Source organism: Streptomyces boninensis, from assembly GCF_048572725.1.
Lineage (GTDB): Bacteria > Actinomycetota > Actinomycetes > Streptomycetales > Streptomycetaceae > Streptomyces > Streptomyces boninensis.
This window is the reverse complement of record NZ_CP183837.1, coordinates 4,307,574-4,327,884: the sequence shown is the minus strand read 5'-3', so window position 1 is coordinate 4,327,884 and position 20,311 is coordinate 4,307,574. Positions and strand designations below refer to the sequence as shown.

Sequence of the window (20,311 nt, the reverse complement as noted above, 5' to 3'; positions counted from 1 at the left end):
CACAGATAGCGGAGGAGAGAGCCTTGGATGACGTGGAGACGGCGGTCCTCGCGGAGGGACTGCAGAAGCGCTACGGCGAGAAGCGCGCCCTGGACGGCTTCGACCTGGCCGTCCCGTACGGGACCGTCTACGGCCTGCTCGGCCCGAACGGCGCCGGCAAGACCACGGCGGTGCGGATCCTGTCGACGCTGGTCCGGCTGGACGGCGGCCGCGCCACGGTCGGCGGCTTCGACGTGGCGAGCCGGCCCGGGGACGTACGCCGGAAGATCGGGCTCGCCGGGCAGTACGCGGCGGTGGACGAGATTCTCACCGGGCGGCAGAACCTGGAGATGTTCGGCCGCCTCTTCCACCTCGGCGCCAAGCGGGCGCGGCAGCGGGCGACCGAGCTGCTGGAGCAGTTCGAGCTGACCGAGGCCGCCGACAAGGGCGCGAAGACCTACAGCGGCGGCATGCGGCGGCGGCTCGACCTGGCGTCGTCGATGATCCTGGCGCCGGATGTGCTGTTCATGGACGAGCCGACGACGGGGCTCGACCCGCGCGGTCGCGGCGAGGTGTGGGACGCGGTACGGGGACTGGTCGCGCAGGGGACGACGGTGCTGCTCACGACGCAGTACCTGGACGAGGCCGACAAGCTCGCCGACCGGATTGCGGTCATCGAGCACGGCCGCACGATCGCCGACGATACCCCGGCCGGGCTGAAGGACCGGGTCGGCGGGGACCGTATCGAGGTGGTCGTCGCGGATGCGGAGCAGGTGCCGGACGCGGTGAAGGCGGTGGGCCGGGTCGCGGATGTGGAGCCGGACATCGATCTGGAGGAGCTGCGGGTGCAGGCGCCCGTCAACGACCGGGTGGCCGCGCTGACGGAGGTGGCGCGGACGCTGCAGGAGGACGGGGTCGGGGTCGAGGACATCGCACTGCGGCGGCCGACGCTTGATGACGTATTCCTGCGGCTCACCGGCCGCAAGGCGGAGGAAGCGGAAGAAGAGGGGGTCGCGGCATGAGCGGCACTGCGTACTGGGCGGTCGCGGACACCTGGACCGTCGTGCGGCGGGGGCTGCTGCACTATCGCCGGCAGCCGTCGAACATCGCCTGGCAGCTGGGCTTTCCGGTGGTCTCGGTGCTGCTGTTCGTCTACGTCTTCGGCAGCGGCATGGCCATGGAGGACTACAAGTCGTATGCGATGCCGGGCATGTTCGCGATGACGATGGCCTTCGGATTCATGAACACGGCGATGCTCATGACCATGGACAAGGACAAGGGCATCACGGACCGCTTCCGCTCGATGCCGATGTCGCCAATGGCGGTGGTCGGCGGGCGCGGGGTCTCCGACCTCATCGGGGCGGCCCTCGACCTGGCGGTGATGGCGGCGATCGCGCTGGCGATCGGCTGGCGGTCGAACGGCGGCTTCGCGGCCACCCTCGCCGCCTTCGGCCTGCTGCTCCTGCTGCGCTTCGCGCTGATCTGGGTCGGGGTGGTGCTCGGCCTGCTGGTGCCGAACCAGGAGGCGGCGGGGAATCTGTTCGCGGTGGCCTTCCCGTTCGGCATGGTGTCCAGCGTCTTCACGCCGCCGGAGCTGATGCCGGGCTGGCTCGGCGCCATCGCCCAGTGGAATCCGGTGTCCTCGACGGCCAATGCGGTACGGGATCTGTTCGGCAATCCCGTACCGCAGGACGGACCGTGGATTCAGGAGAACGCGACGATGATGGCGGTGGTCTGGCCCATCGTGATCACGCTCGTGTTCCTGCCGCTGGCGGTGCGGAAATACCAGCGGTTGAGCAAGTGATTACAGCTGGTCGATGACGTAGTCGATGCAGTCCGTCAGCGCCTTCACGTCCTCCGGGGCAATGGCCGGGTACATCGCCACCCGCAGCTGGTTGCGGCCCAGCTTGCGGTACGGCTCGGTGTCCACGATGCCGTTGGCCCGGAGGACCTTGGCGATCGCGGCGGCGTCGATGCCCTCGTAGAAGTCGATGGTGCCGACGACCGCCGAGCGCTGCGCCGGGTCGGCGACGAACGGGGTGGCGTGCTTGGAGTCCTCGGCCCAGCCGTAGAGGTTACGGGCCGAGGTGGCCGTGCGCCGGACCGCGAAGTCCAGGCCGCCCTGGCCGTTCAGCCAGTCCAGCTGCTCGGCGAGCAGGAAGAGGGTGGCCAGCGCGGGGGTGTTGTACGTCTGGTTCTTGCGGGAGTTGTCGATCGCCGTGGGGAGGCTGAAGAACTCCGGGACGTGGCGGCCGGACGCGTGGATGCGCTGGGCGCGCTCGATCGCGGCCGGGGAGAAGATGCCGATCCACAGGCCGCCGTCGGAGGCGAAGGACTTCTGCGGGGCGAAGTAGTAGACGTCCGTGTCGGCGATGTCGACCGGCAGGCCGCCGGCGCCGGAGGTGGCGTCGACCAGGACCAGGGAGCCCTCGTCCGCGCCCGCGACCCGCTTGATCGGGAGGGCGACGCCGGTGGAGGTCTCGTTGTGGGTGAGGGCGTAGACGTCCACGCCTTCCTCGCCGTACGGCACCGGGTGGGTGCCGGGCTGGGACGTGACGACGGTCGGCTCGGCCAGCCAGGGGGCGAGCTTCGCGGCCTTGGCGAACTTCGAGGAGAACTCGCCGAAGGTGAGGTGCTGCGACTTGTTCTCGATCAGGCCGTGGGTGGCGATGTCCCAGAAGGCGGTGGAGCCGCCATTGCCGAGGACGACCTCGTAGCCCTCGGGGAGGGAGAAGAGGTCCTTGACGCCCTCGCGCACCCGGCCGACCAGGTCCTTGACCGGGGCCTGGCGGTGGGAGGTGCCGAGGATCGACGTACCGGTCGCGGCCAGGGCGGTGACCGCCTCCGGCCGCACCTTGGAGGGGCCCGAGCCGAAGCGTCCGTCGGCGGGCTTGATGTCAGCGGGAATCTGGATGTTCGTCTCAGCCACGTGTGCAGCCTACGGCTGCTGGGCTTCGGATCGGGGCTGATGTCCGACGGGTGAGATGGATTGTTCTGCTGGGTGGGTGGTTGCGTTTTTTGGATGTGCCCACCCGCCCGCCCGTTGCTGTCTGAGGCCGGGGTGGGTGGGCGGGTGGGGCGGCAACCTCCTGACGGGCGGTGGCGACTCCCGGGTGCCTACGTTCCCCTAGCGGATAGCGAGCCGTCCCCCATGAAGCGTTCCCCCCACCGCCGCGCGCTGCGTAAGCGCTACGCCCTCCCCACCGCCGCGGCCGGGCTGGCCGCCGCCGCGGCCTTTGTCCTCGTGCCCGGCAGCGCCCAGGCCGCCTATCCGGGGCCCGGTGTCGTCACCGGGGACGTGGTCGTCCACGATCCGTCGATGGTGAAGACGGCCGCGGGGAAGTACCTGCTGTACTCCACGCACGGGCTGGTCGAGGGGCGGTCCTCCAGTGACCGTACGGCCTTCAAGCGGACCGCCGACGCCTTCCCCTCCGCGCCGTCGTGGTGGAAGCAGTACTCGCCGGAGAACGATCCGTGGGCGCCCGACATCAGCAAGGTGGGTAACACGTACTACCTCTACTACTCGCTCTCCACCTTCGGCAGCAACAAGTCCGCGATCGGCTTCGCCTCCTCCAGCACCGGGGAGCCGGGCAGCTGGAAGGATCACGGCCTCGTCGTCTCGTCCAAGACCGGGGACGACTACAACGCCATCGACCCGAGCCTGATGGTCGACGGCGGCAAGTGGTATCTCGCGTACGGGTCCTTCTGGTCCGGGATCCGGCAGGTCGAGCTGGACCCGGCGACGGGCAAGCCGAAGGCGGGGGCGCAGACGCACTCGCTCGCCTCGCGGCCGAAGGCGGGCGGGGCCGTGGAGGGGCCCGCGGTCGTCAAGCACGGCAGCTACTACTACCTCTTTGCCTCGTACGACAAGTGCTGCTCCGGCACCGACTCCACGTACAAGATCAAGGTCGGCCGGGCGAGCAGCCCCAATGGCCCGTACAAGGACAAGAACGGCGTCGACATGCGCCAGGACGGTGGCACGCCCGTGCTGGAGTCGCACGGCGACATCGTCGGGCCGGGCGGCCAGGACGTGATCTCGGACGTGGACGGCGACCTGCTCGTCTACCACTACTACGACCGCAAGGCCAACGGCACCCCGAAGCTCGGCCTCAACCTGATCGACTGGAGCAGCGGCTGGCCGGTGGCGCACTGACCCTCGGACCCCTCACTCGGGGTCGGTCGCGAACAGCTCCAGGTGCCCGCACTTGGTGCAGCGATAGGCCGCCGTCCGCCGCTTCGGCCGGCCCATCACCCTGGCGCCGCCGAAGATGCCCTTCTCCAGGGCCCCGGCGACCCAGCGCGCATAGCCCTTCGCCCCCTGGCCCGCGTCGAGTATGAAGCCGGGCTCCAGACTCGGATTGCCGCACAGCGTGCATCGCATGTCAGTCATCCGCGCGAGTCTAGTTCGGTGCAGAGTGGAGGCATGGGTCGTACGGAACTTGAGGCCGCACTCCGTCGCGAGGTCGCCGGGGAGGTGGGCTTCGGCGCGCAGGAGCGGGCGCTGCTGACCATGGACGCGTCCAACTACCGGCGGGTGCCGCTCGGTTACGTCGCACCGCGGGACGCGGACGACGTGGCCGCGGCGCTCGCCGTCTGCCGCGAGCACGGGGTGCCGGTGGTGCCGCGCGGCGGCGGCACCTCGATCGCCGGGCAGGCGACCGGGGAGGGTGTCGTCCTCGACTTCACCCGGCATATGGACCGGCTGGTCGAGCTCGATCCCGAGGCCCGTACGGCCGTCGTCCAGCCAGGGCTCGTACTCGACCGGCTGCGCGAGCGCGCGGGCGCGCACGGGCTGACCTTCGGGCCCGATCCGTCCACGCACAGCCGGTGCACGCTCGGCGGGATGATCGGGAACAACTCGTGCGGCTCGCACTCCGTGGCCTGGGGGACGACGGCGGACAATGTCCGCGACCTGGACGTCATCACGTATCGCGGGCGGCGGCTGCGGGTCGGGCGCGGGCTCGACACGCTGCCGGGCGTGGACGAGCTGGCCGCCCGCCATCTCGCCCTCTTTCGTACGGGATTCCCCGACCTGCCGCGCCGCATCTCCGGCTACGCGCTCGACGAGCTCCTCCCCGAGAACGGCCCCGACCTCGCCCGCGCCCTCACCGGCAGCGAAGGCACACTCGCCGTGCTGACGCAGGCCACCGTCCGGCTGGTCGAGGCACCGAAGGCGCGGGCGCTGGCCGTGCTCGGGTACGCCGACGAGTCCGCGGCCGCCGAGGCCGCCGCCGGGCTGCTGCCGTACGGGCCGCTCACCGTCGAGGGCATGGCCGCCGACCTGGTCCCGGACGCGGGGGCGCTGCCGCGGGGCGGGGCGTGGCTGTTCGTGGAGACCGGCGGGGAGACGGCGGCGGAGGCCGCCTCCCGCGCCGAGGAGCTGGCCCGGGAGGCGGAGACGGGCCACACCGTGGTCTCGGACCCGGCGGCGCAGCGCGCCCTGTGGCGCATCCGCGAGGACGCCTCCGGCACGGCCACGCGGATGCCGGACGGGAGCGAGGCCTGGCCCGGGTGGGAGGACTGCGCGGTGCCGCCGCCGCGGCTGGGCGCGTATCTGCGGGACTTCCGGGCGCTGTTGGGCGAGCACGGGCTGCGCGGGCTGCCGTACGGGCACTTCGGGGACGGGTGCATTCACGTACGCATCGACTTCGACCTGCTGAGCGAGGAGGGGGTCGCGCGCTTCCGGCGCTTCTCCGAGGAGCTGGCGGATGTCGTGGTCGCGCACGGCGGCTCGCTGTCGGGGGAGCACGGGGACGGGCAGGCGCGGGCGGAGCTGCTGCCGAAGATGTACGGGGCGGAGCTGACCGAGCGGTTCCATGAGTTCAAGGACCTGTGGGATCCGGATGGCGGGCTCAATCCGGGGATTCTGGCGCGGCCGTACCGGCTGGACGAGAACCTGCGCTTCGCGCCGCTGCCGAAGGGCCCGGTGGATGTCGCCTTCGGGTATCCGCACGACGGCGGGGACTTCTCGGCGGCGGTGCGGAGGTGTGTGGGGGTGGCCAAGTGCCGTAATCCCTCCGGCAGCTCTGGTGTGATGTGCCCGTCCTTCCGCGCCACGGGCGAGGAGAAGCACTCCACCCGGGGCCGGGCGCGGCTGCTGCACGAGATGCTCGCGGGCGAGGTGGTCACGGACAGCTGGCGCTCGGAGGAGGTGCGGGACGCGCTCGACCTGTGCCTGTCCTGCAAGGGGTGCAGGTCGGACTGCCCGGTCGGGGTGGACATGGCCACGTACAAGGCGGAGTTCCTGCACCACCACTACGAGGGCCGGCGGCGGCCGATGGCGCACTACTCGATGGGGCGGCTGCCGCAATGGCTGCGGCTGGCGGCGCGATTGCGGGTGGCGCGGCTCGCGAACGGGCTGGCGCGGGTGCGGCCGCTGGCCGCCGTCGCCAAGCGGCTCGGCGGGATCGCGCCGGAGCGGGAGATTCCGCCGGTGGCCGCGGAGCCCTTCACCGGGTGGTGGCGCAAGCGCGAGCGGTCGCAGCTGCGGGCGGCGGCCACGCTCGCACGGGCCGGGACGGTCGAGCCTCCGGCGGGACCGGCCGCGCCGCGCGGCGGGGTGCTGCTGTGGCCGGACACCTTCACCAACTACCTGTCCCCGGAGGCGGGCACCGCCGCGGTGCGGGTGCTGGAGGCGGCAGGCTTCCTGGTGATGCTGCCGCCGGGGCAGGTGTGCTGCGGTCTCACCTACGTCTCCACCGGCCAGCTCGACCAGGCCCGCAAGGTCATGCGCGCCACCCTGGACGCGCTGGAGCCGGTGCTCGACGACCCCGACGTCCCCATCGTGGTGCTGGAACCCCCCTGCGCCGCCGCCCTGAAGACCGACCTCGTCGAGCTGCTGCCCGGCGACCGGCGCGCCGAGCGCGTCGCCGCCCGCGTACGCACCTTCGCGCAGGTCCTGGAGGAGCGGGCGCCCGACTGGCAGCCCCCGCGCATCGACGCCCCGGCCGCCGGGCAGACCCACTGCCACCAGCACGCCGTCCTCGGCGACGGGCCCGAGCGGCGGCTGATGGAGCGGGCGGGGCTGGCTGGGTCGCTGTCGGGCGGCTGCTGCGGGCTGGCCGGGAACTTCGGCTTCGAGCGCGGGCATTACGACGTGTCCGCGGCGTGTGCGGAGGAGCAGGTGCTGCCGGCCGTACGGGGTGCCGCGCCCGGCACGGAGCTGATCGCCGACGGCTATTCGTGCCGTACGCAGATCGAGCAGCTCGGCGGCGGGCGGAAGGCGCGGCATCTGGCGGAGGTGCTGGCGGACGGGCTGGGGGACGCGGGGACGGGAGACGTCAGCCCCGCGCCGTAACGTCCAGGCGGGTGCGGACTCGGTCCACCCGGCCCGGCATCTCCAGCCGCCGCGCCGCGATGATCCGGTCCGCTATCCGCTGCAGTACGGGACTGGCCTCCGGGTCCTGGCCCTGGCTGGGCGGTGCCTGGACGACGTCCGGGAAGGCGGCGAGGACCGGGTCGTCCGCCGTGAGGACGTCGCGGCGCCGGCCGGGCTTGCGGAAGACCGCGTACTCGACGGGCGCCGGGTTGGGCTTCTCCAGCAGCACGGTGGTGTCCTCGGTGCGGCCGAGTGAGGTGATCGCGTCGAGCTCCTGGAGCAGGCCGGTGGTCTTCTCGTTCGCCCAGACCACGATGTGTTCGGCGAGGCGGACGAGGAGGCGGACGGTGTCGAGCCAGGTGTCGTCCGGGAGGTAGAGCCGCTTGTGCAGTTGCGGGGACATGCCGAGCAGCGATGAGCTCTGCTTGCCGATCTCGAGCTCGCCGGCCTTGGTGCTGGCGACGTGCACGACGGGGGTGAATTCGGAGAGCCGGTTCATGAGCGGCAGGCCGTCGCGGAAGCGGAAGATCTGGCCGTACGACTCCTGCTCCCCCTCCGCGGCGAAGAGGTGGGGACGGTCGCTCACCACGGACGATTCCAGCAGGTCGAAGTTGCGGAGGAGGAGGACGAACGGGTCGCCCGAGCAGGCGGACCGGCGGATCAGATTGGCTGTGGCGTGATGGATGCGGGCCGCCAGGTCGAGGTACGCCTCGAAGTCACCGCCCTGCTTTCGCTGCTGCGCCTCCAGGTACGCGGTCCTGAACACCGGCTCGGGGAACGTCACTTCGCCGAGCACGCGCAGCGCGTGCCGGGCGATGGCGAGGCGCTCGCCCAGGTCCGTACCGGCGGCGGGGGTCTCGTCGGCGAAGACGTCGAGGAGGTGGGCGTACTCCTCGGCGGCCGTGTCCTCCTCGCCGATCTCCAGATTGCTGATCGCTTTTTGCAGCATGGCGTCGGACAGGAGGACGCGCTGCCTGGGGTCCTGGCCCGCCCGGCAGCGCCTGATGACCTCGTCGCAGACGGCGATCGCGGCCCGGGTTCTGACGGTGTTGTTCTCGGGGGTCCGCCCGGCGCCGTGGATGGCGCAGAGGATGCCCAGGGCCGCGCAGACCGACAGCTCGGTCTCGATTCCGGCGTCACGGGGAGCGAGGTCGATCAGGCGGCGCAGGAGGACGGTCGCGCGCTCGCCCGCCGGGGCGGGGGCCAGCACCGCGATCCGGTGGCAGAAGCCGGGGTACCAGCCGGCGAGGGTCCGGTAGTGCTCGGGGTCCGCCGTCCGGTGCGCGCTGTCCAGGACATCGCTGAGGAACCATTCGGCGAGCATCAGCGCGTCGTCGTAGCGCTCCAGCGCGCCGCACCGCTCGATGGTGGTGATCACCGTCGCCCCGTCCGCGCCGTTCTGCTCCAGCCAGAGCGTGAGCGCGGTGTCCGCGACGGACCGGCGGGCGGCGCTCTCGCGCAGGTGCTCCCAGTACGCGAGCACACCGTCCACGGCCCGGTCGATCGCCACTTCCGTACCGTCGTGCACCGCCACCACCCCGATCGATTGGTGACGACACGGTACTTGGCGCGCTCATGTCGATACGGTCAGCCGCCGGATGTTCATCGGCTCGCTCACCGCAGCGCGGGCAGCACCTCGGCCGCGATCCGCGCCGCCTGCTCCCGCGCCGGGCCCGGGCCTCCGGGCATCAGATTCAGCGCCGTGAAGCCCAGCTGTCCGTAACCGGCCAGCTCCTCCGCCACCTTGGCCGCGGGCCCCGCCACGGTCCCCGCCCCCGCCTGCGCGGGCGGCCCGTCGAGCCACACCTGCACGTTGTAGGCGCAGGTGATCGCCTCCGGGTCGCGCCCCGCCGCCGCGGCGGCCGTGCGGATGCGGGCGCGCATCGCCGTGACCTCCGCCGGCCCGGCAAAGCCGAGCGAGGGAATCCAGCCGTCGGCGAGCCGCCCGGTGACATCCAGGGCCCGCGGCCCGTACGTGCCCAGCCAGACGGGAATCGGCGCGACCGGCTTCGGCTCGACATCGGCGTCCACGACCGCGTACCGCGGCCCGGCATAGCTGAACGACTTCTCCGCCCACAGCCCGCGCATGATGGCGACGGCATCGGCCATCCCGTCCACCTTCTCCCGCGGCGTCGGCACGCCGAGCCCGAAGGCGCGGAACTCGTGGTCGGAGTAGCCCCCGCCCAGCCCGAGGATCAGCCGCCCCCCGGAGAAGCGCTGCAGCGTCTCGGCCATCTTCGCGACCATCGCGGGCGGCCGGTAGGGCAGCCCGAGCACGCGCGAGGCGATGCGGATACGGGAGGTGGCGGCGGCCATCCAGGTCAGCAGCGTCCAGGTCTCGTAGGTGGGGTCGGTGCCGCAGGGGTGGTCGGAGACGGACACGAAGTCGAAGCCGAGCTCTTCGGCGGCGCGGGCGTCGCCCGCCGGGTCGGAACCGGGTGCGGCGGAGGGGGAGATGCCGAGGCCGACTAGGGAGATGGGCATGAGAGACGCCTCCAGGTTGTTTACGTGTAACCAAAACGCTAGCGGCGAGGTTGGTTACACGTCAACAAAGCCGGCTAGGCTCACGGCCATGACCAACGCCGACCCCCGCTGGCTGACCGACCCGGAGATGCGCGCCTGGATGGGCTACCGCAGGCTCCGCCTGCTCCTCGACGCCCAGATCGCCCGCGACCTGCAGCACGATTCCGGGCTCTCGGCCGCCGACTACGACGTCCTCACGGCCCTCTCCGCCGCCCCCGGCCACCGCCGCCGCCTGACCCAGCTGGCCGACCGCATGCTGTGGGCGAAGAGCCGCCTCTCCCGCCACATCGCCCGCATGGAAACCCGCGGCCTGGTGGCCCGCACCGACGTAGCAGGCGACGCCCGCGGCTCCGCCGTAACCCTCACGGAAACCGGCCTGCACACCCTGGAGCAGGCCGCCCCGGCCCATGTCGCCTCGGTCCGCCGCCACTTCATCGACCTGCTGACCGAGGACGAGCTCCGCGTCTTCGCCGAGATCACCGAGCGGGCGCTGGCGCGGCTTTGAGGTGAAAATTCAAGCACTCTTGCTTGTTTTTGCGATCGCTGGCACGCTGACGTTCAGTCAGCAGCCGCCCGTGGAGGGATCCGGATCGTGGCAGACCCCGGCGTCGTACTCGATGACCTGCGCGCTGAGAGCGCGGAGTTGGACGGGCTCGTGGCTCGGCTCGGGGACGAGGCGTGGGGTGCGCCTACGCCCGCCGAGGGGTGGTCCGTCGCGCATCAGATCGCGCATCTTCTCTGGACCGATGAGCGGTCACTCCTCGCCGCCACCGAGCCGGAGGCCTTCGTGCGGGAGTTCACCGAGGCGGTCGAGGCCAGCGGCGGTGATCTGCAGGGATTTGTGGATCAGGGGGCCGAGGAGTGGGCAGGCGCCGAGCCTGCTGTGCTGCTTGCCAGGTGGCGGGAGGCGCGCGAGGCGCTGCAGCGGGTGCTGCGGGAGCGGCCTGCCGACGCCGGGAAGATTCCCTGGTACGCGACGCCCATGAGCGTCGCCTCCATGGCCACCGCCCGGCTGATGGAGACCTGGGCGCACGGGCAGGATGTCGCCGATGCGCTCGGCGTCGAGCGGAAGCCGACCGAGCGGATCAGGCACGTCGCATGGATCGGCGTGCGGACGCGGGACTTCGCCTTCCTGAGTCACGGAATCCAGCCGCCCGAGGGCGAGTTCCGCATCGAGCTCACCCCGCCCGACGGCGCCGGCGTCTGGGCGTACGGGCCCGAGGACGCCGAGCAGCGCATCAGCGGACCGGCCCTCGACTTCTGCCTCCTCGTCTGCCAGCGCATCCATCGCGACGACACCGCCCTCCGGGCCACCGGCGCCGACGCCGAGCGGTGGCTGGGCATCGCGCAAGCCTTCGCCGGGCCGTCCGGCGGTGGGCGGGAGGCGCGCGGGTGAGCACGCTTCGTATCGGAAATGCCTCCGGCTTCTACGGCGACCGCTTCGACGCCGTCCGCGAGATGCTCACCGGTGGTGAGCTGGACGTCCTCACCGGCGACTATCTCGCCGAGCTCACCATGCTCATCCTCGGCCGCGACCGCCTGAAGGACCCCGCCCTCGGCTACGCCAAGACCTACCTGCGCCAGCTGGAAGACGGCCTCGGCCTCGCGTACGAGCGCGGCGTGAAGCTCGTCGCCAATGCCGGCGGGCTCAATCCGGCCGGGCTGGCCGCGGCGATCCGCGAGCTCGCGCTGCGCCTCGACATCCCCGTGAAGGTCGCCCATGTCGAGGGCGATGACGTGACCGCCACGGGGAGTTGGGGCGAGGGCGTCCTCGCCGCCAATGCCTATCTCGGCGGCCGCGGCATCGCCGACTGCCTGCGGGCCGGCGCGGATGTCGTCGTCACCGGCCGGGTCACCGACGCCGCGCTGGTCACCGGGCCTGCCGCCGCCCACTTCGGCTGGGGCGAGGAGGCGTACGACGAGCTGGCGGGGGCTGTTGTCGCCGGGCACGTACTCGAGTGCGGCACGCAGGCGACCGGCGGCAATTACTCCTTCTTCGGCGAGCACGACGTCGTGCGGCCGGGCTTCCCGATCGCCGAGATCGCGGCGGACGGCAGCGCCGTCATCACCAAGCACGCCGGTACGGGCGGGGCGGTGACGGTCGAGACGGTCACCGCCCAGCTGTTGTACGAGACGGCGGGCCCCCGCTATCCGGGCCCCGACGTCACCGCCCACCTCGACACCGTCCGGCTCAGCGCCGACGGCCCCGACCGGGTCCGGATCGAGGGCGCGCGCGGCGAGGCGCCGCCGCCCGATCTCAAGGTCGGCCTCAGCCGGCTCGGCGGCTTCCGTAACGAGGTCGTCTTCGTCCTCACCGGCCTGGACATCGACGCGAAGGCCGGGCTGGTGCGGGAGCAGCTGGCGCCCGCGCTGCGCGGGCTGAAGGACGTCCGCTGGACGCTCGCCCGTACGGATCATGAGGATGCCGCGGCTGAGGAGGAGGCGAGCGCGCTGCTGCGGCTCGTCGTGCGGGACGCCGATGCCGGTGCCGTCGGGAAGGCGGTCAGCGGGGCGGCGATCGAGCTGGCGCTGGCCAGCTACCCCGGCTTTCACGTCACCGCGCCGCCAGGGAAGGGCGCCCCCTACGGAGTCTTCGAGGCGGCGTACGTGCCGGTGGCCGACGTCGAACACCGGGCCGTGCTGCACACCGGCAAGCAACTGATCGTGCCGCCGCCCACGTACACCCGCCCGCTACAGCAGATCCCGGAGCCCGCCCCGCCCGAGCCGCTGCCCGCCGGGCCGGTGCGCCGCGCCCCCCTCGGCACCGTCGTCGGCGCCCGCAGCGGCGACAAGGGCGGCAGCGCGAACCTCGGCGTGTGGGCCCGTACCGAAGCGGGCTGGCGGTGGCTGGCGCACGCGCTGACCACGGACCGGCTGCGGGAACTGCTCCCGGAGACCGCCGGCCTGCCGGTGACCCGGCACGTACTGCCGAACCTCCGCTCCCTCAACTTCGTCATCGACGGCCTCCTCGGCGAGGGCGTCGCGTCCCAGGCCCGCTTCGACCCGCAGGCGAAGGCGCTCGGGGAGTGGCTGCGGGCCCGTTACCTCGACATACCTGAGGAGTTGCTGCCGTGACCGTGCTGGCGTCCGCGCTCGACCCGACGGACCCCGACTACGCCGCCAACCGCGAGGCCATGCTCGGCAAGCTCGATGAGCTGCAGCAGGAGCATGCGAAGGCGTTGGCGGGAGGTGGCGAGAAATACGTCGACCGGCATCGCAAGCGCGGCAAGCTGCTGGCGCGGGAGCGGATCGAGCTGCTCCTCGATCCCGATACGCCCTTCCTGGAGCTGTCGCCGCTGGCGGCCTGGGGCAGCGACTATCCGGTCGGCGCCTCGATGGTCACCGGCATCGGGGTCGTCGAGGGCGTCGAGTGCCTGATCACCGCCAATGACCCGACCGTACGCGGCGGCGCCTCCAACCCCTGGACCCTGAAGAAGGCCTTCCGCGCCCACGAGATCGGCTCCGCCAACCGGCTCCCCTCCATCCACCTCGTGGAGTCGGGCGGCGCGGACCTGCCGTCGCAGAAAGAGATCTTCATCCCGGGCGGCGCCCTCTTCAAGCACCTCACCCAGTCGAGCGCGGCCGGAATACCGACGATCGCCGTCGTCTTCGGCAACTCGACCGCGGGCGGCGCGTACGTCCCCGGCATGTGCGACCACGTGATCATGGTGAAGGAGCGCGCCAAGGTTTTCCTGGGCGGGCCGCCGCTGGTCAAGATGGCTACGGGTGAGGAGAGCGACGACGAGTCGCTGGGCGGGGCGGAGATGCATGCCCGGACGTCCGGGCTCGCCGACTACTTCGCCGTAGACGAGCCGGACGCGCTGCGGCAGGCGCGGGGTGTGGTGCGGCGGCTCAACTGGCGGAAGGCGTATGCGGATCCGGTCGGGCCGGTGGCCCCGCCGAAATACGACGAGGACGAGCTCCTCGGCATCGTGCCCGGCGATCTGAAGATCCCCTTCGATCCGCGCGAGGTGATCGCGCGGGTGGTGGACGGCTCGGATTTTGATGAGTTCAAGCCGCTGTACGGGGCGTCGCTGGCGACGGGGTGGGCCGAGCTGCACGGCTGGCCGGTCGGGGTGCTGGCGAATGCGCAGGGCGTGCTCTTCAGCGAGGAGTCGCAGAAGGCGGCCCAGTTCATCCAGCTGGCGAATCAGCGGGACATCCCGCTGCTCTTCCTGCACAACACCACCGGCTACATGGTCGGCAAGGAATACGAGCAGGGCGGCATCATCAAGCACGGCGCGATGATGATCAATGCCGTCTCGAATTCGAAGGTGCCGCACCTGAGTGTGCTGATGGGCGCGTCGTACGGGGCCGGGCACTACGGCATGTGCGGCCGGGCGTACGACCCGCGGTTCCTGTTCGCCTGGCCGAGCGCCAAGTCCGCGGTCATGGGACCACAGCAGCTGGCCGGCGTGCTCTCGATCGTCGCGCGGGCGTCGGCACAGGCCAAGGGCCAGCCGTACGACGAGGAGGCGGACGCCGGGCTGCGGGCGATGGTCGAGCAGCAGATCGAGGCGGAGTCGCTGCCGGCCTTCCTGAGCGGCCGGCTGTACGACGACGGCGTCATCGACCCGCGCGACACCAGGACCGTGCTCGGCCTGTGCCTTTCGGTGATCCACAACGCGCCGTACGCGGGTGTGCGCGACGGCTTCGGCGTCTTCAGGATGTGAGACCTCAGTGATTCAGAATCTTCTGGTCGCGAACCGGGGCGAGATCGCCTGCCGCGTCTTCCGCACCTGCCGCGAGCTGGGCATCGCGACGGTGGCGGTGCACTCCGACGCGGATGCGTCGGCGCTGCACGTACGGGAGGCGGACGCGGCGGTGCGGCTGCCGGGGAACGCGCCCGCGGACACGTACCTCCGCGGTGATCTGGTGGTGAAGGCGGCGCTGGCGGCGGGCGCGGATGCCGTGCACCCCGGCTATGGCTTCCTGTCGGAGAACGCGGACTTCGCGCGGGCGGTGAAGGATGCCGGGCTGACGTGGATCGGGCCGCCGCCGGAGGCGATCGAGGCGATGGCCTCGAAGACGCGGGCGAAGGCGCTGCTCGGAATCTCGCCGCTGGATCCGGCGGCGGTGACGGACGCCGATCTGCCGGTGCTGGTGAAGGCGGCGGCGGGGGGCGGCGGGCGCGGGATGCGCGTCGTACGCGAACTGGCATCGCTGCGAGCCGAGATGACGGCCGCCTCCGCCGAGGCCGCCTCCGCGTTCGGTGATGGCGAGGTCTTCGTGGAGCCGTACGTCGAGGACGGGCGGCATGTGGAAGTGCAGATCCTCGCCGACACTCACGACGCGGTGTGGGCGCTGGGCACGCGGGACTGCTCGCTGCAGCGGCGGCACCAGAAGGTGATCGAGGAGGCCCCGGCGCCCGGTCCGCTGCCGGACGGGCTGGAGGAGACGGCGGTACGGGCGGCGCGGGCGGTCGGATATGTCGGGGCGGGGACGGTCGAGTTCCTCGTCGGGCCGGACGGCCGGGCGCAGTTCCTGGAGATGAATACGCGGCTGCAGGTGGAGCATCCGGTGACGGAGCTCGTGTACGGGGTGGATCTGGTGGCGCACCAGATCCGTATCGCGGAGGGGGCATCGCTGGCGGCGGAGCCGCCGGTGGCCGGCGGGCATGCGATTGAGGCGCGGCTGTATGCGGAGGACCCGGGGGGGGATTTCGCGCCGCAGGTGGGGGAGGTGCGGGCGCTATTCATAGCCCGTCCGGCGTTTGAGGACGAGGCGCGAAGCGCCGATACGGGGTCCGGGGCGGAGCCCCGGGAAGGCGGGCGCGGGGCACCCCCCGCAGATTCGGGTAGGGGCGGGCTCGGGGACATCACCCTCCGCCTCGACACCGGCTACGCCGCAGGCGACACCGTCACCCCCCACTACGACCCGCTCCTAGCCAAGTTCATCGTCCACGCCCCCACCCGGCCGGAGGCCCTCCGCAAGCTCGCCCGCGCGCTGGACACAGCCCGCGTCCACGGGCCCGTAACCAACCGCGACCTCCTCACCCGCTCCCTCCGCCACCCGGAATTCGCGGCAGCCCGCATGACCACCGGCTTCTACGACCGCCACCTCGCGGACCTGACCACCCCCACCCCCGGCGGCGACCTCGCCGCCCTCGCGGCGGCCATCGCCGACGCCACCACCCCCAAGGGCCAGGGCGCCTGGCGCAATCTCCCCTCCCAGCCGCAGCTGAAGACGTACAGCGACGCACACGGCACCCGCCACGAGATCCGCTACCACCGCACCCGCACCGGCTACCAGCCAGTCGACTTCCCGGGCGTCACCGTCGTGAAAGCAACCCCCACCCACGTGACCCTCGAGTCCGACGGCGTCCGCCGCACGTACGAGATCACCGCATACGACGACGACACCGTCCACGTGAACAACCACGCCCTCCGCCAGGAGCCCCGCTTCCCGGAGGCGGCATCCCACACCGCCCCCGGCTCGCTCCTCGCCCCCATGCCCGGCACGGTCGTCCGCATCGCCGACGGCCTCGCGCAGGGCGTAAGCGTCACCCAAGGCCAGCCGCTCCTCTGGCTGGAGGCCATGAAGATGGAGCACAAGATCACCGCTCCCGCCTCCGGCACCCTCACCGCGCTCCACGCCGAACCCGGCCGCCAGGTCGAGGTCGGCGCCCTGCTCGCCGTCGTCCAGGAATCGCAGGAGGAAGAGACCCCATGACCAGCCCCACCCTCGAATCCGAGGAGCACAAGGCCCTCCGCGCCGCGGTCTCCGCGCTCGGCAACCGCTACGGCCGCGACTACTTCGCACAGGTCGTACGCGACGGAAAGCACACCGACGAGCTGTGGGCGGAGGCCGGGAAGCTCGGCTATCTCGGGGTGAATCTGCCCGAGGCGTACGGCGGCGGAGGCGGCGGCATCGCCGAGCTCGCCATCGTCCTGGAGGAGCTGGGCGCCGCCGGCAGCCCACTCCTCATGCTCGTCGTCTCGCCCGCCATCTGTGGCACCGTCATCGCCCGCTTCGGCACCGAGGCCCAGAAGCAGCAGTGGCTCCCGGGCCTCGCCGACGGCTCCCTGAAGATGGCCTTCGGGATTACGGAACCGGACGCCGGCTCCAACTCCCACCGCATCACGACCACCGCGCGGCGCGACAAGGAGACGGGCGACTGGCTGCTGACCGGCCGCAAGGTCTTCATCTCCGGCGTCGACATAGCCGACGCCACCCTCATCGTCGGCCGCACCGAGGACGCGAAGACCGGCAAGCTCAAGCCCTGCCTCTTCATCGTCCCCCGCGACACCCCGGGCTTCTCCCGCTCGCAGATCTCCATGGAACTCTTCGCCCCGGAGAAGCAGTTCGAGCTGGTCCTCGACGACGTCCGGCTCCCCGCCGACGCCCTCGTCGGCGACGAGGACGCGGGCCTGCTCCAGCTCTTCGCGGGCCTCAACCCCGAGCGCATCATGACCGCCGCCTTCGCCATCGGCATGGGCCGGCACGCGCTCGGCCGCGCGCTGGACTACGCCCGTACCCGGCAGGTCTGGAAGGGCGGCCCGATCGGCGTCCACCAGGCACTGGCCCACCCCCTCGCGCAGGCGCACATCGAGATCGAGCTGGCCCGCCTCATGACCCAGAAGGCCGCCGCCCTCTACGACCTCGGCGACGACACCGGCGCCGGCGAGGCCGCGAACATGGCGAAGTATGCTGCCGCGGAGGCCGCCGTGAAGGCCGTCGACCAGGCCGTTCACACCCTCGGCGGCAATGGCCTGACCACGGAGTACGGCCTCGCCCAGATGATCCAGGCGGCCCGCGTCGCCCGGATCGCGCCGGTCAGCCGGGAGATGATCCTCAACTACGTCTCCCACCAGTCCCTGGGCCTGCCCAAGTCGTACTGAGGGAAGGGGAGACATGGAACCGCTGGTAAAGAGCAAGACCAAAGACGGCATCACCACCCTCACCCTCGACTCCCCGCACAACCGCAACGCCCTCTCCGCCCAGCTCCTGCGCGAACTGCACGAGGCGCTGTCCGCGGCCGAGCACGACGACGCGGTACGGGCGGTGGTGCTCACTCACGCCGCGGAGACCTTCTGCTCGGGCGCGGACCTGTCGGAGGCCGGCTCCGCGGACGCCATCGAGGGCCCGCGCGCGCTCGCCGCGCTGCTGCGCACGATCGTCGAGCTGCCGAAGCCGGTGATCGCCCGCGTCAGCGGCGCTGCCCGGGCGGGCGGGATCGGCCTCCTCGGCGCCTGCGACATCGTGGTGGCGGGGACGGGCGCGTCCTTCGCCTTCACCGAGGCGCGGCTGGCGCTCGCGCCCGCCGTCATCTCCATCCCGCTGCTGTGCCGCATCGACACCCGCGCCGCGGCCCGCTACTTCCTCACCGGGGAGCATTTCGACGGCGTCGAGGCGGCCCGTATCGGCCTGGTCACCATCTCCGCCATGAGCGCGAAGATGGCCCTCAGCCCGATCCTCGACGGCATCCGCCGCGCCTCCCCGCAGGGGCTGGCGGAGTCGAAGAAGCTGGTGACGGCCGACATTCTGCGCGCCTTCGACCGCGATACGGAGGACCTGGCCGCGCTCTCGGCCCGCCTCTTCACCTCGGCCGAGGCGCGCGAGGGCATGATGGCGTTCCTGGAGAAGCGGGACCCCGCATGGCGGTGACCCGCCCCCGCGGCCGCGCGCCACGTCAGGACCGCAGCCGGGCCACCCGGCAGCGGCTCCTGGAGGCGGCCGTCGACTGCCTCGCGGAACACGGCTGGAGCGGGTCCACCGTGACGGTGGTGGCGGAGCGGGCCGGTGTGTCGCGGGGTGCGGCGCAGCATCACTTTCCCACCAGGGAGGACCTGTTCACGGCCGCCGTGCAGCACGTCGCCGTGCAGCGGTCGGAGGCGCTGCGCGAGCTCGTCGCCGAGCAGGACGGGGCGGACCGGGCGACGGTGGCGCGGGCGCTGGTCGAGCTGTACGCGGGCCCGCTCTTCCGCGCCGCGCTCCAGCTGTGGGTCGCGGCGGCGAACGAGGAGGGCCTCCGCCCCCGCGTCACCGCCCTGGAGGCCCGCGTCGGCCGCGAGGCCCACCGCATGGCGGTGGAACTCCTCGGCGCGGACGAGTCGATCCCCGGCGTCCGCGAAACCATCCAGGGCTTCCTGGACATGGCCCGCGGCCTCGGCCTCGCCAACGTACTGACGGACGACACAGCCCGCCGCGAGCGCGTGGCCGCGCACTGGGCGGAGCTGCTCGACCGGGCCCTGGCGGGCTGAGCCCTCGCGCTAGCGCAGCGGCGCCTGTACCGCGTCGTAGCCCTCGATCTCGCGCGGGCTGCGGGACTTCGGGCCTACGTACCGGGCCGACGGGCGCACCAGGCGGCCCGTGCGCTTCTGCTCCAGGACGTGGGCCGACCAGCCGGCCGTGCGGGCGCAGGTGAACATCGATGTGAACATGTGCGCCGGCACCTCCGCGAAGTCCAGGACGATCGCCGCCCAGAACTCCACATTCGTCGCCAGCACCCGGTCGGGCCGCCGCGCGTGCAGCTCGGCCAGCGCCGCCTTCTCCAGCGCCTCCGCGACTTCGAAGCGCGGCGCGCCCAGCTCCTTCGCCGTCCGCCGCAGCACCCGCGCCCGCGGGTCCTCGGCGCGGTACACCCGGTGCCCGAAGCCCATCAGCCGGTCGCCCTTGTCCAGGGCCTGCTTCACGTACGCGTCCGCGTCGCCGGTCCGCTCGATCTCCTCGATCATCCCGAGTACGCGCGACGGCGCACCACCGTGCAGCGGCCCGGACATCGCGCCGACCGCGCCGCTCAGCGAGGCCGCGACATCGGCGCCGGTCGAGGCGATCACCCGGGCAGTGAAGGTGGAGGCATTCATGCCGTGCTCGGCGGCCGACGTCCAGTACGCGTCCACGGCGGCGACATGCTTCGGGTCCGGCTCGCCCCGCCACCGGATCATGAACCGCTCGACGACCGTCTTCGCCTTGTCGATCTCCTTCTGCGGCACCATCGGCAGCCCCTGCCCGCGCGCCGACTGCGCCACGTACGACAGCGCCATCACAGCCGCCCGCGCCAGGTCCTCGCGGGCCCGCGCCTCATCGATGTCGAGCAGCGGTTTCAGGCCCCATACGGGAGCCAGCATCGCCAGCGCGGACTGCACATCCACCCGGATATCACCGCTGTGCACCGGGATCGGGAACGGCTCGGCCGGCGGCAGGCCCGGCTTGAAGGCGCCGTCGACGAGAAGTCCCCAGACATTCTCGAAGGAGACATGCCCGACAAGGTCCTCGATGTCGACGCCGCGATAGCGGAGCGCGCCGCCTTCCTTGTCGGGCTCGGCGATCTCCGTCTCGAACGCGACTACTCCTTCGAGTCCGGGTACGAAGTCGGACATCAGGCGGCTCCCTCGTGATGGTCTCAGCGATGCTGGAACAACGAATCGGTTCCGCGGCTTGTGAGCTCGCGTTCCGTAACGCCGTTTCCCGGGTTTTGCCCCGCCGCGGGCGGCCTCACCCACCCGCAAGCCCGGCCACGATATCCCGCGACCGGAGGAGGTCTACAGT

17 protein-coding genes are annotated in these 20,311 nt (G+C 71.9%); 12 read left to right on the top strand and 5 right to left on the bottom strand.

Annotation, left to right across the window (positions count from 1 at the left end; genetic code table 11):
* Nucleotides 1-23: 23 nt before the first annotated feature.
* A complete protein-coding gene (locus ACNNMR_RS19570) occupies nucleotides 24-1,001 on the top strand; it encodes an ATP-binding cassette domain-containing protein (RefSeq protein ID WP_419995929.1) in 978 nt (325 codons plus the stop codon).
* Nucleotides 998-1,783: an ABC transporter permease gene (locus ACNNMR_RS19565; protein WP_419995928.1), complete on the top strand. Its 786-nt coding sequence runs from the start codon at nucleotides 998-1,000 to the stop codon at nucleotides 1,781-1,783. Before ACNNMR_RS19570 ends, ACNNMR_RS19565 begins: the two co-directional genes overlap by 4 nt.
* On the opposite strand, the gene serC is transcribed toward ACNNMR_RS19565, so the two are convergent.
* Nucleotides 1,784-2,908, bottom strand: coding sequence for a phosphoserine transaminase (gene serC / locus ACNNMR_RS19560; protein ID WP_419995927.1), 1,125 nt, complete (start codon nucleotides 2,906-2,908; stop codon nucleotides 1,784-1,786).
* Nucleotides 2,909-3,130: 222 nt separating this feature from the next.
* Between serC and ACNNMR_RS19555 the strand changes: the two genes are divergently transcribed.
* The gene (locus tag ACNNMR_RS19555) at nucleotides 3,131-4,132 is read left to right on the top strand and encodes an arabinan endo-1,5-alpha-L-arabinosidase (protein ID WP_419995926.1); all 1,002 of its coding nucleotides are present in this window, start codon (nucleotides 3,131-3,133) and stop codon (nucleotides 4,130-4,132) included.
* A 12-nt stretch (nucleotides 4,133-4,144) separates the two neighbouring features.
* Here the strand turns inward: ACNNMR_RS19555 and ACNNMR_RS19550 are convergent, their stop codons facing one another.
* On the bottom strand, nucleotides 4,145-4,369 hold the full coding sequence (locus ACNNMR_RS19550; RefSeq protein ID WP_419995925.1) for a hypothetical protein: 225 nt from the start codon (nucleotides 4,367-4,369) through the stop codon (nucleotides 4,145-4,147).
* Nucleotides 4,370-4,402: 33 nt separating this feature from the next.
* Here ACNNMR_RS19550 and ACNNMR_RS19545 point away from each other — a divergent pair, with 33 nt between their 5' ends.
* On the top strand, nucleotides 4,403-7,276 hold the full coding sequence (locus ACNNMR_RS19545; RefSeq protein WP_419995924.1) for an FAD-binding and (Fe-S)-binding domain-containing protein: 2,874 nt from the start codon (nucleotides 4,403-4,405) through the stop codon (nucleotides 7,274-7,276).
* Here the strand turns inward: ACNNMR_RS19545 and ACNNMR_RS19540 are convergent.
* A complete protein-coding gene (locus ACNNMR_RS19540; protein WP_419995923.1) occupies nucleotides 7,260-8,825 on the bottom strand; it encodes a hypothetical protein in 1,566 nt (521 codons plus the stop codon). The two genes, ACNNMR_RS19545 and ACNNMR_RS19540, sit on opposite strands and share 17 nt — an antisense overlap.
* An 86-nt stretch (nucleotides 8,826-8,911) precedes the next feature.
* Entirely contained in the window at nucleotides 8,912-9,781 is an 870-nt protein-coding gene (locus ACNNMR_RS19535; RefSeq protein WP_419995922.1) for an LLM class flavin-dependent oxidoreductase, read from the bottom strand.
* 88 nt (nucleotides 9,782-9,869) lie between these two features.
* On the opposite strand from ACNNMR_RS19535, the gene ACNNMR_RS19530 reads away from it, so the two are divergent.
* The 8 genes from ACNNMR_RS19530 (at nucleotide 9,870) to ACNNMR_RS19495 (ending at nucleotide 19,023) form a co-directional block, all read left to right on the top strand.
* Nucleotides 9,870-10,325, top strand: coding sequence for a MarR family winged helix-turn-helix transcriptional regulator (locus ACNNMR_RS19530; RefSeq protein ID WP_419995921.1), 456 nt, complete (start codon nucleotides 9,870-9,872; stop codon nucleotides 10,323-10,325).
* A gap of 87 nt (nucleotides 10,326-10,412) precedes the next feature.
* Nucleotides 10,413-11,216: a TIGR03084 family metal-binding protein gene (locus ACNNMR_RS19525; protein WP_419995920.1), complete on the top strand. Its 804-nt coding sequence runs from the start codon at nucleotides 10,413-10,415 to the stop codon at nucleotides 11,214-11,216.
* Nucleotides 11,213-12,895 (top strand): acyclic terpene utilization AtuA family protein, encoded by a 1,683-nt coding sequence (locus tag ACNNMR_RS19520; protein ID WP_419995919.1) that lies wholly within the window; start codon nucleotides 11,213-11,215, stop codon nucleotides 12,893-12,895. Before ACNNMR_RS19525 ends, ACNNMR_RS19520 begins: the two co-directional genes overlap by 4 nt.
* Nucleotides 12,892-14,493 (top strand): acyl-CoA carboxylase subunit beta, encoded by a 1,602-nt coding sequence (locus ACNNMR_RS19515; RefSeq protein ID WP_419995918.1) that lies wholly within the window; start codon nucleotides 12,892-12,894, stop codon nucleotides 14,491-14,493. Before ACNNMR_RS19520 ends, ACNNMR_RS19515 begins: the two co-directional genes overlap by 4 nt.
* 7 nt (nucleotides 14,494-14,500) lie before the next feature.
* Nucleotides 14,501-16,492: an acetyl/propionyl/methylcrotonyl-CoA carboxylase subunit alpha gene (locus ACNNMR_RS19510; protein WP_419995917.1), complete on the top strand. Its 1,992-nt coding sequence runs from the start codon at nucleotides 14,501-14,503 to the stop codon at nucleotides 16,490-16,492.
* Nucleotides 16,489-17,661, top strand: coding sequence for an acyl-CoA dehydrogenase family protein (locus tag ACNNMR_RS19505; RefSeq protein WP_419995916.1), 1,173 nt, complete (start codon nucleotides 16,489-16,491; stop codon nucleotides 17,659-17,661). The genes ACNNMR_RS19510 and ACNNMR_RS19505 overlap by 4 nt, the downstream gene beginning before the upstream one ends.
* A gap of 13 nt (nucleotides 17,662-17,674) precedes the next feature.
* On the top strand, nucleotides 17,675-18,427 hold the full coding sequence (locus ACNNMR_RS19500) for an enoyl-CoA hydratase family protein (protein ID WP_419995915.1): 753 nt from the start codon (nucleotides 17,675-17,677) through the stop codon (nucleotides 18,425-18,427).
* Entirely contained in the window at nucleotides 18,418-19,023 is a 606-nt protein-coding gene (locus ACNNMR_RS19495) for a TetR/AcrR family transcriptional regulator (RefSeq protein WP_419995914.1), read from the top strand. The genes ACNNMR_RS19500 and ACNNMR_RS19495 overlap by 10 nt, the downstream gene beginning before the upstream one ends.
* Nucleotides 19,024-19,032: 9 nt before the next feature.
* Here ACNNMR_RS19495 and ACNNMR_RS19490 read toward each other — a convergent pair whose 3' ends face one another.
* Nucleotides 19,033-20,142, bottom strand: coding sequence for a citrate synthase 2 (locus ACNNMR_RS19490; protein WP_419995913.1), 1,110 nt, complete (start codon nucleotides 20,140-20,142; stop codon nucleotides 19,033-19,035).
* Nucleotides 20,143-20,311: the final 169 nt, after the last annotated feature.

Excerpts from the sequence above, each read along its gene's own strand:
- ACNNMR_RS19565 (WP_419995928.1), top strand. The coding sequence starts at position 998 with ATGAGCGGCACTGCGTACTGGGCGGTCGCGGACACCTGGACCGTCGTG.
- ACNNMR_RS19555 (WP_419995926.1), top strand. The coding sequence starts at position 3,131 with ATGAAGCGTTCCCCCCACCGCCGCGCGCTGCGTAAGCGCTACGCCCTC.
- ACNNMR_RS19550 (WP_419995925.1), bottom strand. The coding sequence starts at position 4,369 with ATGACTGACATGCGATGCACGCTGTGCGGCAATCCGAGTCTGGAGCCC.
- ACNNMR_RS19545 (WP_419995924.1), top strand. The coding sequence starts at position 4,403 with ATGGGTCGTACGGAACTTGAGGCCGCACTCCGTCGCGAGGTCGCCGGG.
- ACNNMR_RS19535 (WP_419995922.1), bottom strand. The coding sequence starts at position 9,781 with ATGCCCATCTCCCTAGTCGGCCTCGGCATCTCCCCCTCCGCCGCACCC.
- ACNNMR_RS19530 (WP_419995921.1), top strand. The coding sequence starts at position 9,870 with ATGACCAACGCCGACCCCCGCTGGCTGACCGACCCGGAGATGCGCGCC.
- ACNNMR_RS19505 (WP_419995916.1), top strand. The coding sequence starts at position 16,489 with ATGACCAGCCCCACCCTCGAATCCGAGGAGCACAAGGCCCTCCGCGCC.
- ACNNMR_RS19500 (WP_419995915.1), top strand. The coding sequence starts at position 17,675 with ATGGAACCGCTGGTAAAGAGCAAGACCAAAGACGGCATCACCACCCTC.
- ACNNMR_RS19495 (WP_419995914.1), top strand. The coding sequence starts at position 18,418 with ATGGCGGTGACCCGCCCCCGCGGCCGCGCGCCACGTCAGGACCGCAGC.
- ACNNMR_RS19490 (WP_419995913.1), bottom strand. The coding sequence starts at position 20,142 with ATGTCCGACTTCGTACCCGGACTCGAAGGAGTAGTCGCGTTCGAGACG.